General features: G+C 70.4%; 12 protein-coding genes. 3 read left to right on the plus strand and 9 right to left on the minus strand.

Annotation, left to right across the window (positions count from 1 at the left end; all coding sequences use genetic code 11):
* Positions 1-398: 398 nt before the first annotated feature.
* The 5 genes from ACFVUT_RS02745 to ACFVUT_RS02765 form a co-directional block, all read right to left on the minus strand.
* On the minus strand, positions 399-1,922 hold the full coding sequence (locus ACFVUT_RS02745; protein ID WP_389643116.1) for an aldehyde dehydrogenase family protein: 1,524 nt from the start codon (positions 1,920-1,922) through the stop codon (positions 399-401).
* Positions 1,923-2,027: 105 nt separating this feature from the next.
* On the minus strand, positions 2,028-3,278 hold the full coding sequence (locus ACFVUT_RS02750; protein ID WP_389643119.1) for a GAF domain-containing protein: 1,251 nt from the start codon (positions 3,276-3,278) through the stop codon (positions 2,028-2,030).
* A gap of 109 nt (positions 3,279-3,387) precedes the next feature.
* On the minus strand, positions 3,388-3,981 hold the full coding sequence (locus tag ACFVUT_RS02755; protein ID WP_389643122.1) for an N-acetylmuramoyl-L-alanine amidase: 594 nt from the start codon (positions 3,979-3,981) through the stop codon (positions 3,388-3,390).
* Positions 3,982-4,649: 668 nt separating this feature from the next.
* On the minus strand, positions 4,650-6,017 hold the full coding sequence (locus tag ACFVUT_RS02760; RefSeq protein WP_389643125.1) for an SWF or SNF family helicase: 1,368 nt from the start codon (positions 6,015-6,017) through the stop codon (positions 4,650-4,652).
* Positions 6,014-8,899, minus strand: coding sequence for a DEAD/DEAH box helicase (locus tag ACFVUT_RS02765; protein WP_389643128.1), 2,886 nt, complete (start codon positions 8,897-8,899; stop codon positions 6,014-6,016). The genes ACFVUT_RS02760 and ACFVUT_RS02765 overlap by 4 nt, the downstream gene beginning before the upstream one ends.
* A gap of 311 nt (positions 8,900-9,210) precedes the next feature.
* Between ACFVUT_RS02765 and ACFVUT_RS02770 the strand changes: the two genes are divergently transcribed.
* Together ACFVUT_RS02770 and ACFVUT_RS02775 are read left to right on the plus strand one after the other, a co-directional pair.
* The gene (locus tag ACFVUT_RS02770) at positions 9,211-10,290 is read left to right on the plus strand and encodes a fatty acid desaturase family protein (protein WP_389643130.1); all 1,080 of its coding nucleotides are present in this window, start codon (positions 9,211-9,213) and stop codon (positions 10,288-10,290) included.
* 227 nt (positions 10,291-10,517) lie between these two features.
* Positions 10,518-10,703, plus strand: coding sequence for a hypothetical protein (locus ACFVUT_RS02775; RefSeq protein WP_389643133.1), 186 nt, complete (start codon positions 10,518-10,520; stop codon positions 10,701-10,703).
* Positions 10,704-10,936: 233 nt separating this feature from the next.
* Here the strand turns inward: ACFVUT_RS02775 and ACFVUT_RS02780 are convergent, their stop codons facing one another.
* Positions 10,937-12,082: a hypothetical protein gene (locus tag ACFVUT_RS02780; protein WP_389643136.1), complete on the minus strand. Its 1,146-nt coding sequence runs from the start codon at positions 12,080-12,082 to the stop codon at positions 10,937-10,939.
* A 354-nt stretch (positions 12,083-12,436) separates the two neighbouring features.
* Between ACFVUT_RS02780 and ACFVUT_RS02785 the strand changes: the two genes are divergently transcribed.
* Positions 12,437-13,339 (plus strand): oxygenase MpaB family protein, encoded by a 903-nt coding sequence (locus tag ACFVUT_RS02785; protein ID WP_389643139.1) that lies wholly within the window; start codon positions 12,437-12,439, stop codon positions 13,337-13,339.
* A gap of 25 nt (positions 13,340-13,364) precedes the next feature.
* On the opposite strand, the gene ACFVUT_RS02790 is transcribed toward ACFVUT_RS02785, so the two are convergent.
* From ACFVUT_RS02790 to tatA, 3 genes are all read right to left on the minus strand, one after another.
* Positions 13,365-13,964, minus strand: coding sequence for a class I SAM-dependent methyltransferase (locus ACFVUT_RS02790; protein WP_389643142.1), 600 nt, complete (start codon positions 13,962-13,964; stop codon positions 13,365-13,367).
* Between the two features lie 335 nt (positions 13,965-14,299).
* On the minus strand, positions 14,300-14,875 hold the full coding sequence (locus tag ACFVUT_RS02795) for a TerD family protein (protein WP_389643619.1): 576 nt from the start codon (positions 14,873-14,875) through the stop codon (positions 14,300-14,302).
* 140 nt (positions 14,876-15,015) lie between these two features.
* Positions 15,016-15,225 carry a Sec-independent protein translocase subunit TatA gene (tatA, locus tag ACFVUT_RS02800; RefSeq protein ID WP_389643145.1) on the minus strand — a complete coding sequence of 70 codons (210 nt, stop codon included), beginning with the start codon at positions 15,223-15,225 and terminating at the stop codon, positions 15,016-15,018.
* Positions 15,226-15,341: the final 116 nt, after the last annotated feature.

Here is a 15,341-nt window from a genome sequence, read left to right on the forward strand (position 1 = left end):
GACTGAGCGCTTCGCTTCGCGAGTGAGCGCGTGAGTTGGCGACGGGAGCATCCGGTGTCGACGGCTTGGTGAGCCGGGACAAGAGTCACACTCGATTTGGCCGGACTGAACGCAAAACACGGCGGGCAGGGCCGGTGAGCGACGATCAAGCTGTCAGTGTCTGACTCCAGGGGCAGCCCTATGACAGCAGACCTGGTCCAGGACTCATGGAACCGCATCGACGCGTGGCTGCGCGAGCACGCGCCTCGCACTTTCGCCACGCTTCAGCCGCCCGTGGGAGATGAGGAGATTGTGGCAGCGCAAGAGGAACTGGGTGTCACCTTTCCTCCGGACCTGGTCGCTTCACTGCTCCGGGCGCCTGACAGGTGAAACACCTGGTCAGGCGCCCTTTTTGGCGTCTAGAAGAAGCCCAGTTTCTTCGGCGAGTACGACACCAGAAGGTTCTTCGTCTGCTGGTAGTGCTCCAGCATCATCTTGTGGTTCTCGCGGCCGATCCCTGACTGCTTGTATCCGCCGAAGGCGGCGTGGGCCGGGTACGCGTGATAGCAGTTCGTCCAGACCCTGCCCGCCTGGATGGCACGGCCCGCCCGGTACGCGGTGTTGATGTTGCGGGTCCACACGCCCGCGCCGAGGCCGTACAGCGTGTCGTTCGCCGTGCTGATCGCGTCGTCGAAGTCGGAGAACGACGTGACCGCCACGACCGGGCCGAAGATCTCCTCCTGGAAGACGCGCATGCGGTTGTCGCCCTCGAAGACGGTCGGCTGGACGTAGTAGCCGCCCGCCAGTTCCCCGTCGTACTCGATCCGCTGACCGCCGGTGAGGATTTTCGCCCCCTCCTGCTGGCCGATGTCCAGGTACGAAAGGATCTTCTGGAGCTGGTCGTTGGAGGCCTGCGCACCGATCATCGTGTCGGTGTCCAGCGGGTGGCCAGGGTTGATCTTTTCGGTGCGGGCGATTCCGGCCTCCAGGAATTCGCCGTAGTGTCCGCGCTGGATGAGCGCGCGTGACGGGCAGGTGCAGACCTCGCCCTGGTTGAGGGCGAACATGGTGAAGCCTTCGAGGGCCTTGTCGCGGAAATCGTCGTCCGCGTTCCACACGTCGTCGAAGAAGATGTTGGGTGACTTGCCGCCCAGTTCGAGCGTCACCGGCTTGATGTTCTCGGAGGCGTACTGCATGATCAGCCGCCCCGTGGTGGTCTCACCCGTGAAGGCGATCTTCGCGACGCGCGGGCTGGACGCCAGAGGCTTGCCGGCCTCCGCGCCGAAGCCGTTGACGATGTTGACGACGCCGGGCGGCAGGAGGTCGGCCACCAGCTTCAGCCACACGTGGATGGAGGCCGGGGTCTGTTCGGCCGGTTTGAGAACCACGGCGTTGCCCGCCGCCAGCGCCGGAGCCAGCTTCCATGTCGCCATCAGGATGGGGAAGTTCCACGGGATGATCTGCGCGACGACGCCCAGCGGCTCGTGGAAGTGGTACGCGATCGTGTCGTCGTCGATTTCGCTGAGCGAGCCCTCCTGGGCGCGCAGCGCGCCGGCGAAGTAGCGGAAGTGGTCGATGGCCAGAGGGATGTCGGCGGCCAGGGTCTCGCGTACCGGTTTCCCGTTGTCCCAGCTCTCGGCGACCGCCAGCTCCTCCAGATGTTCCTCCATCCGGTCGGCGATCCTGTTGAGGACCGAGGCGCGGTCGCCCGCCGCGGTCGCTCCCCAGGCGGGGGCTGCCGCGTGTGCCGCGTCCAGGGCCCGCTCGACGTCCTCCGCAGTGCCCCGGGCGATCTCGGTGAAGGGGCGGCCGTTGACGGGGCTGGGGTTCTCGAAGTACTGGCCCCGGGCCGGCGGGACGTACGCGCCGCCGATCCAGTGGTCGTAGCGCGACTCGTACGAGACGATGGCGCCCTCGGTGCCCGGCGCAGCGTAACGGGTCATCTCTGTGGCCTCCCGGATCCGGTGCCGCCCGCCCTTGGACGGCCCTCGGCGCGAGAGTATCCGGGGCGACGTTGCAACCCCGTTGCGTGCGCGCCGGGGGAGTGGTCATCGCTGTTCGGAGTCCAGCGTCCGGGCCCTGGCGAGGAGGGCGGGACGCTGTCCGGCGGGGACGGCGGCGGCGAGCGCCCGCCAGACCGGAAGATCGTGCTCGCCCCAGGGGCTGTACGCCCAGTCGGCCAGGAGCCCCGGGTCGCCGCGCGCGATGAGTGCCGCCCGCAGCTGCTCGTCGAGGTGGCGCCGCAGCCGGATGACGGACGGTGCCTGCGAGCCGGGCAGCAGTGGACCCGCGTAGGCGCTGAGCGCCGCGGCCACCGCGCCGGAGCCCAGTCGGCGTGCCACCGTGTCGAAATCGGCGTCGACCGGCCCGGCGAGCCGGTAGGGGCGGGACAGGAGGAGTTCGGGGCCGAGCAGCCGCCGCAGCCGGGAGAGTTCGGCCCGTAGTGTCACCGGAGTCACCGACTCGTCCTCGTACAGGTCGACGAGGAGTTCGTCGCCGCTGAGGCCCTCGGGGCGGCGGGCCAGCGTCACCAGGATCTCGCTGTGCCGTCGGCTGAGCCGGATCGTGCGGCCTCTCGCGACGAGCAGCGCCTCGTCCCGGCCGAGGGCGCTGAGCCGCACGGTCTCCCCGTCCGGCGGGGGTGCGAGCAGCGCGAGCTGCGATTCGGCGGCGCGTGCCACCGCCTGCACGAACGCCAGACTGTGCGGATGCGCGAGACGGTCTCCGCCGGTGATGTCCACGGCCCCCAGGACCCGCCCCGTGTGCGGGTCGTGGAGTGGCGCCGCCGCGCAGGTCCAGCGCTGGACCGGCCGCAAGAAGTGCTCGGCGGCGAAGACCTGCACCGGGCGGTCCACGGCGATGGCCGTGCCCGGTGCGTTCGTCCCGGCTGCGGACTCGGCCCAGCGGGCACCCTCCACGAAGTTCATCCGGCCCGCCGCCCGCAGGGGCGCCGGGTGCCCTTCGACCCACAGCAGTCTGCCGTGCGCGTCGCACACCGCGAGGAGATGTTCGCCGTCCGTCGCGTAGGCGCTCATCAGCTCACGGATCAGTGGCATGGCGGGTGCCAGCGGATGCCCGTCGCGGTACGGGCCCAGTTCGTCCGCGCCCAGCTCGACCAGCGCCGCACCGTCCGGGCTGACCCGGGCCCGCACCGAGCGCCGCCACGACTCGCCGACCACCGACCGGACCGGCCGCTCCAGCCGTCCGGCGGTGGTGAACACCTCGTGTGCGCGCCGCAGTTCGCCAAGCCGCGCACCGGGATCCGTATCGGCTTCCAGGGCCACCCAGGGGTCCGTCAACTCACCCTCCCGTCCAGGAGTGTCGTGCACGCCCCATCGTGGCCGCAGTCGACGTCTGCGACAACCGCGGTGCGGGGAGCAACGGGACGAGGCGGTGAGGGGCGGTGCGTCAGCCGGCCGAGTAGAGATTGACGAGGCGGATGTAGCGCACCCAGTCCCACGAGGACCCCGGATCGGTGTGGTCGGTTCCGGGGACCTGGACATGGCCGAGGATGTGGGCACGGTCCTTGGGTATGCCGTACCGGTCGCAGACCGAGGCGGTGAGCAGCGCCGACTGCTCGTACATGGCGTTCGTGAAGTACGAGGGCTGATCCACCCAGCCCTCGTGCTCGATACCGATGCTGCGCGTGTTGTAGTCCCAGTTGCCCGCATGCCAGGCGACGTTCTGTTCCCGGACGCACTGGGCGACATAGCCGTCCGCCGAGCGCACCACGTAGTGGGCGGAGACCTGCTTCGCGGGGTTCTGGAAGATCCCGAGCGTCTCCGAGAACGTCTCCTGCGTGACATGGATGATCACGTATTGGACCGGATAGGCGGAGGGGCGGGTCGACGCCGTGTAGTTGGACGTGGACGCCGGTGCCCAGTGGGCGAGCGGATAGTCCGTGTCGCCTGCCACCGTGGAAGCCGCGGCGCGGGTGGAGGCGGGAATCAGCGCGGCAGCCGCCGTCGCGGCGGCGCCCTGAAGAATCCTTCTGCGGTGCATGGGAACTCCTGTGTGGGGGATGGGGTCGGGGCTTGGGCGTCAGCGGTGCGGTCTCGCGCAGGCAGTGGTGGAGACGGCGACGAGGTCCGCCTGCGGGCATCCACTGCCACCCCGCGGCGACGAGGTGCGGTCGTCGAGGCACCCGAGTCCCCGGCCGTCTCAACGGATACGAGATGCGCGCCGACGGTGTCGCCGTGCTCCGCACCGACCATGTGGAAGGGACCGGTCTGCGGGGCGGGAAAGGGCAACTCGCGGACACCGGACACCAGGTCCTCCCCGGAGCACGACAGTTCGCTGCTCGAATCCCCCGACACCCTGTGGCTCCCCTTTGTCCGATGACCGGAAGGTGTTCTCCGCTGGACGGTCGCTCGTCTCGCGCGCCCTACCGTACGGGCGCCGAACGGGTGGCGGAAGACGGCAGGAGTTCGAAATCGCCCTGGGTGGGCGGGTGATGGAGGCACCGGACCACGGCCGCGGACCGCTCCGGCCCAGGTATCGGGGCATTTGGAGAAGCTGGGTGCGGAGACGGAGTCAGTCGTGCGACGAGGGGGCGGCGGGGCCGGTGGCATCGAGGGACGACGAGGGGACGGAGCGCGACGACGGGCGGCGCGGACGTCGTGTCCGGCCACCGCCCGTTCGCCGCTGAGCGGTCGTCACCAGCGGTTTTCTCAGCCGTCCGACACGTGCGAGCTTCCGAATGCCGCCGCCGGATCCTCGTCCGCCGGACCCGCCGGCATCCAGCGTCCGCTCTCCTTGCGGTACGGCCACCAGCGCCCGTCGCGCCCGTACCGGAGCTGTACATCGCCGTCGACCGCCGTCCAGCGGTTGCCCGCCGACCGGAGGTGGGGCTGCTCGCCCTCCTCCCATGCCTCCGCGAGCCGCGCCCGGGCCGTGGCCAGGGTCTCGGGATCCGGCGTCCATTCCTCGTCGAGCACGGTGAGCGCGGCCGGCCCGCCGTACTGCCAGGCACGCACCGCAGCGTCGAGTCCGGCTCGTGGCCGCCCCGATCCGGCGGCCAGCCGTGTCGCGATCCAGGCGGCGGGCCGGGCGTCGGCGACCAGCCGTACGGCATCCTGCTGCGGCGTCAAACCGGTCGGCAGCGGCTGCTGTTCATGACCGGGAGACAGCGCCTGCGCCAGCATCCGGTGGGCGCGGGCCGCGCTGTCCGTCGCCAGCATCTCCAGGACCGCCGGGTCGACGCCGGGTTCCGGTCCGGCCTCCGTCTCCAGCGACGGCGCCGGGCCCGGCTCCGGCGGCAGCGGCGGGGGAGCGGGCAGCGGGGGCAGGATGTCCCGCGTGGCGAATGCCTCGTCCGCCCGCACGCCGCGGACCTCGGCCTCCGCGCCCGAGGCGCCGGACACGTCGCGGGTGGCAGCGGGACCGCCCGGTGCGTGCTCCTCGGCCCGGGTCACGATGCGCTCCTGGAGTTCGTCCAGCAGTTGCCGCTCGCCGCGCCCGCGCATGAGAAGAAGGACGAACGGATCCTGGTCCAGCAGCCGCGCCACCTGATAGCACAGCGCGGCGGTGTGCGGGCAGTGGTCCCATGCCTCACAGGTGCACTCCGGCTCCAGGGCGCCGATCCCCGGCAGCAGTTCCAGTCCGGCCGCGGCCGCGTCCTCCACCAGATGCGGAGGCAGCTCGCGGTCGAGAAGTGCCGCGATGTGCCCGGTCCGCTCGACGGCCATGTCGAGGAACCGATCCCACTCCGACTCGCTCAGCTCCTGAAGCAGCACGTCACTGCGGTACGGGGACGAGTCGCGGTCACGGACGACCGCCGTGATCCGGCCGGGCCGTACGGAGACCGCACCGACGCGCCCCTCGCGGGCGAACGCACGGCCCTTCTTGAGCTGTTTGCCGTCCAGCGCGGTGTCCTCCAGGGCCTTCAGCCAAGCCCTGCCCCACCAGGACTCCGCGAAGCCCCGGCCGGGCGCGGGCGGCAGCGCGGGGAACGTGCGTTCCGGCACCCGCGCCGGGGCGCTGCTTCCGTCGCCCTCGTACGCTTCACGGCCGTCGTCGCCGTCGTACGCGTCGCTCATCGTGTGCCCCCTCGCAGCTCCACCAGATCGGCCAGTTCCGCATCCGTCAGTTCCGTCAGCGCCGCCTCGCCGGAGCCGAGCACCGCGTCGGCCAACCCCTGCTTGCGGGCCAGCATGTCGGCGATCCGGTCCTCGACGGTTCCCTCGGCGATCAGCCGGTGCACCTGTACCGGCTGGGTCTGTCCGATCCGGTAGGCGCGGTCGGTCGCCTGGGCCTCCACCGCCGGATTCCACCACCGGTCGAAGTGCACGACATGGCCGGCCCGGGTGAGGTTGAGTCCGGTACCGGCCGCTTTCAACGACAAGAGGAAGACCGGGGCCTCGCCCGCCTGGAACCGGTTCACCATTTCCTCCCGCTTCGTCACGGGTGTACCGCCGTGCAGGAACTGTGTGCGTACCCCGCGCGCCGTCAGATGCTGTTCGAGCAGCCGTGCCATCTGGACGTACTGGGTGAACACCAGCACACTCGCACCCTCGGCCAGGATCGTGTCGAGCAGTTCGTCCAGCAGCTCCACCTTTCCCGAACGGTCCTCGATCCGTGGCTCCGTCTCCTTGAGGTACTGCGCCGGATGGTTGCAGATCTGTTTGAGCGCCGTCAGCAGCTTCACGACCAGGCCGCGCCGGGCGAAGCCGTCGGCCCCGGAGATCGCCTCCAGCGTCTCCCGCACCACCGCTTCGTACAGGCCCGTCTGTTCCGCTGTCAGGGACACCGCGCGGTCCGTCTCCGTCTTGGGCGGCAGTTCGGGAGCGATGCCGGGATCCGACTTGCGCCGTCGCAGCAGGAACGGGCGCACCAGTGCGGAGAGCCGCTCGGCCGCCGCCGGGTCGCCGCCCTCCGCGGTTCGCGCGTAGCGGGTGCGGAAGGTGCCGAGCCGGCCCAGGAGGCCGGGCGTCGTCCAGTCGAGGATGGCCCACAGCTCGGACAGGTTGTTCTCCACGGGTGTGCCGGTGAGCGCGACCCGTGCCCGTGCGCCGATCGTCCGCAACTGCTTGGCCGTGGCCGAGTAAGGGTTCTTGACGTGCTGCGCCTCGTCGGCGACCACCATGCCCCAGCGGATGTCCGCGAGCTTCGGCGCGTCGAGCCGCATCGTGCCGTACGTGGTGAGAACGAACTCGCCCGGCTCCAGGCCGCCCAGGGTGCGCGATCCGCCGTGGAAGCGGCGTACCGGCGTGCCGGGCGCGAACCTCTCGATCTCCCGCTGCCAGTTGCCCATGAGCGACGTCGGACAGACCACGAGCGTCGGCCCGGCGGCCGATTCGATGCTCTGCCGGTGCAGATGCAGCGCGATCAGTGTGATGGTCTTGCCGAGCCCCATGTCGTCGGCGAGACAGCCACCGAGGCCGAGCGACGTCATCGTGTGCAGCCAGTCCAGGCCGCGCAGTTGGTAGTCGCGCAGGGTCGCGGCGAGGGCCGGTGGCTGTTCCACGGTCTGCTGCTCGCTCCGTTCCCCGCCGGAGTCCCGGTCGGCCAGCCGGTGGCGCAGTTGCTCCAGCCAGCCGGTCGCGTGGACGTCGACCCGGTGGCCGTCGACCTCGGTGGAACCGGTCAGTACGGCTCCGAGCGCGTCGATCGGAGTGACCTTGCGGTCCTGGGTCCGCCGGGCCCGCCGGGCCTCTTCGGGGTCGATCAGCACCCACTGGCCGCGCAGCCGCACCACCGGCCGGTTGGCTTCGGCGAGGCGGTCCAGCTCGGCACGGCTGAGCTTCTCGTCGCCCAGGGCGAACCGCCAGTTGAACGTCAGCAGCGCGTCGGCCGACAGGAGCGGTGCGATGTCCGATCCGACGCCCGCGAGCCCCTGGGACTCCTGGCTCGCGGTGTCGTCGGGCGGGCCGATCACCGCACGCGCGGTGAGCTTACGGGCCAGTTGCCTGGGCCAGTGGACCTGGACTCCCGCCGCGGCGAGCGCACGTCCGGAGGGGCCGAGGAGTTCGCCGAGCTCCTCGTCGGCCGGTTCGATGGAGTCGGGAACCGCGGCCGACAACAGCGGGGCCAGTGCGGGCCAGGCGCGGACGGCCCGACGCAACGCCAACAAGGCATCCATCCGGGTCCGGGGGCCGAAAGCGGCGGCGGTTCCCGCCCAGACGTCGAAGGCATCGGCGACCAGTGCAGGATCGCTGACGCTGTGGATCTGCACCACGACGCGGAAGGACGGCCCGCCAGTGGACTGTGCCCCTTCGTCCGGGGCCGTCAGCCCGGAGGCCTCGACCCGCAGCGAGAGCCGGACGCCCGCATCGTGTCCGGCCGCGACATCGGTGGCCCAGGCCCGTTGTCCGGGCAGATGCTGGGGTGCGTCGACGGCGAACGCCGGGCCGCCGGTGGCGAAGGCCGCAGCAGGGGTGCGGGGCAGACCGTCCGCCACCGCGTCGAGGAACGCGCGCAGCAACTGTTCCGGTTCGGGCAGCAGCACGGGCCGCGCGGCCGCGTCGAGCGGCACGGCGTGGGCCGACGGTGGCATCGAAGCAGCCAGCGTACGGATCCTCAGCTGATCGTCCGCGGTCAAGGGCCCGGCTCGCCAGGCATCGTGATCGGTGGCGCTGAGCCCCGGCAACAGCAGTCCACGGGCGGCGAGTTGCAGTGCGAGGAGCGCGGCGGCGCCCCAGAAGGCCGCGGCACCGGAGGCATGCGCCGAGGTCCGAGCCCGCGTCAGGACGGGCAGGGCGTCCCGCACCGGAAGGAACAGCGCGGGTACGGCGTACGGCCGCGCGTCGGAGCCGACGACGATCAGCTCCTCGACGGAACCGGGAGCGTAGGGCGGACTGCTGCCGTCGGGATGCCAGAAGGCGATACGGCCGGCTCGGGAAGGGTCCGCGGGCAGAAACACCACGGAGCAGCCGGAGAGTGCGGTGATCTCGGAGAGCGTTGCCGCAGGGAGACTGTGCACAGCGATGCCGAATTCCTCAAATTTGACTAGTTGGATCGAGTGGCTGAGGGTACTCCACCACCGCGCGCCCCCGTGAGCGGAACTGCCGTGATCCGGCCCACTTTCGGACAGCGAGGCCGCCCCATCAGCGGGGCCGCCCCACGTGGCCGCCGGGGGACGCCGGTGTGCCGCCTGCGGGGGTGTAGCCAGCACCCCCTTCGGGGCAGGGGGCTTCCCCCCGGAGACGCCGGGTGGTGGCGCCATGGCTGCCGCACCGCTGGTCACCATACGTTTCTACAGGTCAGCGCTGCCTTTCAGAGACCGGAGACCTCATGCCGCAGTCCGTAGCAACCGTCGAGGAGGGCACCCGTGACGGTGCGGAAAGTGCTGTGGGTGCCGGCGTCCCGGATGACGCCCGGGGCCAGGGAAGCGACTTCGCGCCCCTCCTGCGCGCGGTCAAGGGGCAGGGACTCCTGGAGAGGCGCACCGGCTGGTACACGAGAGGCATCGCCACCAACCTGATCGCGCTGGGTGCCGTGCTCACCGGCATGTTCCTTCTCGGCAACACCTGGTGGACCCTGCTGCTCGCACCGCCCCTGGCGATCTTCTGGTCCCGTTCCGCTTTCGTCGGACACGACGCCGGACACGCCCAGATAACCGGCGACCGCCGAGTGAGTCGTGCCATCGGCCTCGTCCACGGCAATCTGCTGCTCGGGATGAACGAGGCATGGTGGAACGACAAGCACGTACGCCACCACGCCAATCCGAACCACATCGACAAGGACCCGGACGTCGGCGTCGGCGCCCTCGTGTGGACTCAGAAGCAGGCGGCCCAGCGTGAGGGCTTCGCCCGGTGGCTCACCCGCAACCAGGCGGGACTGTTCTTCCCGATGCTGCTTCTCGAAGGCATCGCGCTCAAGATCTCCGGCTTCCAGTACCTGCGGCAGCAGCCCGTCCGGGAGCGCGCGCTCTCGGCACTGCTCCTCGTCGCCCACCTCGGCCTCTACGCGACGCTGCTGCTCACTGTCATGTCTCCGGGGAAGGCCGTCGTCTTCGGGCTGGTGCACCATGCGCTGTTCGGTCTCCACCTGGGCCTGGCCTTCGCGCCGAACCACAAGGGCATGGAAATGCCCGACCCCGACGGCGAGCGCTGGGGTCACCTCCGGCGCCAGGTCCTCACCTCGCGCAACGTACGCGGCGGCGTCCTCACCGACTGGTTCCTCGGCGGACTCAATTACCAGATCGAACACCATCTCTTCCCCAGCATGCCGCGCCCGCATCTGCGCCTGGCACAGCCCATGGTGCGTGCCCACTGCGAAGCGCTCGGCATGCCGTACACGGAGACCGGACTGATCGAGTCCTACCGGCAAGCACTGCAGCACATGCACAAAGTCGGCGAACCTCTGAGGTGAGGACGTCGGCCGTCGGGACGAGAGCATCCGAAGACGGACGAGGACGCCGGCCCTCCGGACGAGCACGTCTGTGGACCGGACGAGCACGTCGGTCGACCGGACCAGGACGCCTGCGGACGTACGAGGCGTCCTGGACCGGACGAAGCCTGGTGCCGGCTGGAACCGACGGGCGGGCGCAGGCGTTCTCACAACAGGAGCGGCTTCGGGCCGCGAAGGAGGCGTGGACGATGTCGAACAGTGCAAAGATCGCCATCGGGGGAGTCGTCGTGGCGATCATCCTCATGCCGATCATCGGCTTCTGGCTGTCGTTGCTGGTCCTGGTCGGAGTGCCGGCGGTGGCCTATCTGCTGCTGGACCCGGGGCAGCGCCGCAGGCTCCGTCGGATCACCCGCAAGGAAATAGGTGGCCGCTGACCGTATGGCGGCGGCGCCGAGGGGATTCCCGGGAGCGAGAGCCGGCAGGAGTTCCCGGGAGCGGGGGAGTGCCGACGGGGATTCCCGGGAGCGAGGGAGTGCGGACGGCGAGCAGGAACGAGGCCTATGCGTTCACCCACCGAACCGGAAGAGCGTCCCCCCGCCGGCCGGGGTCGGCGTGGGGGAGACGCGCACGCGGGAGTCACGGTCAAGCACCGCTCCGGGAGTCTCGGTCAGACCGGTCGTACGGCCAGCTCGTTCAGCGCCTTCAGCAAGCCGGGCAGTTCCTTGCCGCGCCCGACCGGCAACACCTCGCCCGGTTCCTCGTCCAGCAGAACGAAGGCGATGTCGTCCGTCCTGGCGACCAGTGACCAGCCGGGGCCGTCGGCACGCAGCATGCGGGCGTCGCCGGTGGCGAAGGAGGACCTGACACGCCCGGGCGGCGGCGCGGTGTCCACATAGGCACGGGCTTCCGAGAGCGCCCGCCGTACGCCGGGGTGCGCCCCGGAGGGTGATTGTGCCGCGGGGTTCCCGGGGAGGGCGTCGGGCCCATGGCTCGTGGCTTCGCCGCCGACACCGGCCGCCCCGTCCCCGTTCGCACGTCCGGCCGCCGCGTTTCCGTCCGCATGTCCGGCCGCCGCGTTTCCGTCCGCATGTCCGGCCGCCGCGGAGCCGGATTCGACCTCGCCGCCGGCCCCAGGCGCGCTCTCGGCTCCGGCCCTGAGCCCACCCTCGTCCGCGGTCCCGTCGCCCGCCCCGCCGTTCTCGTCGGCGGTCCCGGTCCCGTCGCCCGCCTCGCCCTTCTCGGCCGTGACGATGCCGTCGCCGGTCCCGCCCCGGGCGCCCTGCATGCTGCCCGGACCGACGAAGGCCGTCTCGTCGTCGATCTGCTCGCGCCAGGCCGCCCACTGGTGTGCTATTTCGTCCGCACCCATGCGTCGTTGGGCGGGCCCCCACGCTTCCGTGTCGGGAGGGGCCAGCGGCGCCCGGTCGATGCCCTCGGCCTCCGGGTCGGGCAGCGGATCGTGCGGGGCGGCCACACCCGGAGCGGCGACCCCCACCGCGAGGGGCCAGCCGGGCAACGCGCAGACCACCGAGCGGTCGTCGGGGGAGAGGTCGTACTCCATTCCGCAGTCCCAGGCCGCGATCGCGACGGCGACCAGCGACACGTCCTCGACGACGACGGTCCACCGCGCACCGCTGCCGTCCTGGCCGAGGACCAGCCCGTACCCCTCGGCGTACGGTTCGAGGGCGAGCGCCCCGCACGCGGCGGGGTAGTCGTCACCGAGCACACTCGGGAACTGCGCCGGTGTCAGCAGCACCGCGGTCAGCACATACAGCGCGTCGTCGTCGGCGACCGCGTCGCTCGTCCCGGCCACAGCACCCTCCTCGTCCGGCATGGTTGTCCGTCGGCGCACCCTAACGAGTCGGTAACCCACTCGTCGAGGCCCTGACAAGGGGAGACGATCCCCCGACCGTGGACGCCTCCGGGACCGGACAGGCCCAGGACGTGGGGCCACCGTCCGCGCAGACACCACTTGTCAGTACTTGTCAGTCGGCGGGCAGGCCGAGCGGTGTCCGCGCGACTGTCCGACGCGACGCGTCCGGGCCCGCGTGATGAGGGCGAGACCGCCCTTCAGAAGGAACCACGAGAGCGCGACGTACGCTCACGCACTGACGGTCTTCCCCGCAGCCGTAGAGTGGAAGTCCGGCCGAGGCAAGGGGGAAGCGCGGTGAGACGGTACGACAGGCTGAGGGAGATTCAGCGTCTCGATCCGGAACGGGACTTTCTGCGGATCTACCGGATCACGGCCACCTACGAGTTCCCCTGGGACATCACCCGCGCTCTCGAACTGGCCCTGTACCGCACCTACGCCGTGCCCAGCATCGGCCGGCTCCTGGCGGAGACAGCCGAACTCACGGAGCGTTCGCAGAAGCGGTACGACGACACCGCCCTGCTTCTCGACACGGTGGTGGAGCACGGCTTCGAGAGCGACCCGGGGCGTACGGCCGTCCGCCGGATCAATCAGATGCATCGCAGCTACGACATCAGTAACGACGACATGCGCTATGTGCTGTGCACCTTCGTCGTCACGCCGAAGCGTTGGCTCGACAGCTACGGCTGGCGCAGACTGTCCGACCACGAATTACGGGCGTGCGCCGCCTATTACCGGACCCTGGGCGCGCACATGGGTATCAAGGACCTGCCGGAGACGTACGAGGACTTCGAACGCACCCTCGACAGCTACGAGGCCGAGCACTTCGGCTGGGACGAGGGGGGCCGGCGTGTCTCCGATGCCACCCTCGACCTGATGGGCTCCTGGTATCCGCGCCCTTTCGCTCCCGTCGCGCGGAAGGTTGCCCTCGCTCTCCTCGACGACACACTGCTGGGTGCCTTCCGATACGAACGCCCCGGCTCCGTCGCCCGTCACCTCACCCGCGGTGCTCTGCGTCTGAGAGCACGAGCCGTGCGACTGCTGCCGCCGCGCCCGACACCGCACTATGCACGGCAGAACCCGGAGATCAAGGGGTATCCGGACGGCTACGAGATATCCGCACTCGGTACGTTCCCCACTCCGGGCATCCGCGGCTGCCCGGTTCCGCACCGACCGCGCCCCGACGCTCCGGCCGACTGAGCGCGACGGGGAGAGGGACGGCTGGTCAGGGCACCCGTACGGCCAGGGCGAGGAAGCGGTTGTCCTCATCGGTGTACGCGTCGAGCCGCCAGCCCGAACGTGCGAGCAGCGGACGGAGGTTGTTCTCGGCCCGCAGGTCGTCGTCCGTGAGATGGCGGCCGTGGCGCGCGGCCAGGGCGGCGCGCCCGATCGGATGGAAGACGGCCAGCCGCCCCCCGGGCCGCACCACTCGGGCCAGCTCCGCCAGGTCCGGTCCGGGACGCGACAGATGGGAGATCAGCCCGGCCGCGAACACCGCGTCGAGCGACCGCGACCGCAGGGGCAGACGGGCGACATCGGTGAGGAGCAGCGATCCGCTCCGGTCTCGTCCGGCCCGTACCGCCGACTCCAGCATGGCCGCTGTGAGATCCGCACCCAGGACCGTTCCCCGCGGCCCCACGGCAGCGCGCAGGGCGGGCAGTGCCCGTCCGGTGCCGCAGCCGGCGTCAAGTACCGCGTCGCCGGAGCGCAGCGCGAGGGAATCGACGGCGGCGGCGTAGGCGGGCCCGTCGTCGGGAAACCTGCTGTCCCAGTCCGCGGCACGGGCCGTGAAGAAGTCCTGGACGTGGGTGGGGTGGTCGGTCATACAGGCATGATCGCGTACGCGCCACCGGAGTGGAACAGAGCTGAGCCGCTACCCGGGCACGGAGGGAGCTGAGTAGCGGCCCGTGCACGGAGTGAGCTGCGCCCCCATCGACGCCGCTGCCGGACAACGTCGCGTCGACCGGGCGCGCGTCAGCTGCCCCGTACGTCTGTACAACTGTCGGACGGCACGCATCCGTCGCGAGGGGATCAGCGGGTTGAGCGCTCTGTAGGGGTGTTTCGCCGACAGGGCCGGGCTGCCCGCGGGGCGGTTCTCTCCCCTGTCGCATGGGGGCAGGGGAGAGAGCCCGAGCTCAACGCCCGTACGGATTTTCGGGGTCAGACGTTGACCCCGTAGTCGGACGCGATACCGGCCAGGCCGGAGGCGTAACCCTGTCCGACCGCACGGAACTTCCACTCCGCGCCGTGCCGGTACAGCTCGCCGAAGACCATGGCGGTCTCGGTCGAGGCGTCCTCGCTGAGGTCGTAACGGGCCAGCTCGATGCCGTTCGCCCGGTTCACCACGCGGATGAACGCGTTGCGGACCTGGCCGAAACTCTGACCGCGGCTCTGCGCGTCATGAATGGAGACCGGGAAGACGATCTTGGCGACATCCGCCGGGACGACCGCCAGGTCCACATTGATGGATTCGTCGTCCCCCTCGCCCTCACCGGTCAGGTTGTCGCCGGTGTGCTGGACCGAACCGTCAGGGCTCGTCAGGTTGTTGTAGAAGACGAAGTGCAGGTCGGAGAGGACCTTGCCGGCCTCCGAGCACAGCAGCGCGCTCGCGTCCAGGTCATGATCCGCGCCTGTCGTCGTCCGGACGTCCCAGCCCAGGCCGACCGTTACCGCGGTCAGGCCGGGCGCCTCCTTCGACAAGGAGACGTTGCCGCCCTTGGCCAGGGTCACACCCATGAACTTTCCTCCATTGATCCTGTGGTTCAGCGAATCGGTGAGCAGCGCGTCAACGGCCGCTACCCGGGTGAACGACGGCGCCTCGCCCATGGTTCCCATGCTTGCGCAATCCTTGAAGTGAAGGGCGAGGGCTGCGGCGCCTACAAGTGGGCCTGTGTCTCACGCGCGTGAGTCGGTTCGGTACCGGGGCTCACGTCCGTCTCCTTCAGTGCCTTCGTCTCGCTCTTCAGGATCCGCAGGGACTTGCCCAGGGCGCGGGCCGTGTCCGGCAGCTTCTTCGAGCCGAACAGCACGATCACCACAATCGCCACGATCAGCAGGTGCCAGGGCTCCAGGCCGTTGCGCAACATGTAGTCCCGCCCTTCATTTCGGTGTTTTGATCGGTGTTTCCGCTCGGCGTCCGCAGACCGTGCTTCAGGCTGGCTGTGGGCAGGTCCGGTGATCCACTCGAACAGCGATACTTGCT

The sequence above is a fragment of the Streptomyces sp. NPDC058051 genome (assembly GCF_042885475.1).
GTDB lineage: Bacteria > Actinomycetota > Actinomycetes > Streptomycetales > Streptomycetaceae > Streptomyces.

Coding starts and splice junctions, on each gene's coding strand:
- tatA (WP_389643145.1), bottom strand. CDS start 15,225: ATGTTGCGCAACGGCCTGGAGCCCTGGCACCTGCTGATCGTGGCGATT.
- ACFVUT_RS02795 (WP_389643619.1), bottom strand. CDS start 14,875: ATGGGTGTGACCCTGGCCAAGGGCGGCAACGTCTCCTTGTCGAAGGAG.
- ACFVUT_RS02770 (WP_389643130.1), top strand. CDS start 9,211: ATGCCGCAGTCCGTAGCAACCGTCGAGGAGGGCACCCGTGACGGTGCG.
- ACFVUT_RS02775 (WP_389643133.1), top strand. CDS start 10,518: ATGTCGAACAGTGCAAAGATCGCCATCGGGGGAGTCGTCGTGGCGATC.
- ACFVUT_RS02745 (WP_389643116.1), bottom strand. CDS start 1,922: ATGACCCGTTACGCTGCGCCGGGCACCGAGGGCGCCATCGTCTCGTAC.
- ACFVUT_RS02760 (WP_389643125.1), bottom strand. CDS start 6,017: ATGAGCGACGCGTACGACGGCGACGACGGCCGTGAAGCGTACGAGGGC.
- ACFVUT_RS02790 (WP_389643142.1), bottom strand. CDS start 13,964: ATGACCGACCACCCCACCCACGTCCAGGACTTCTTCACGGCCCGTGCC.
- ACFVUT_RS02755 (WP_389643122.1), bottom strand. CDS start 3,981: ATGCACCGCAGAAGGATTCTTCAGGGCGCCGCCGCGACGGCGGCTGCC.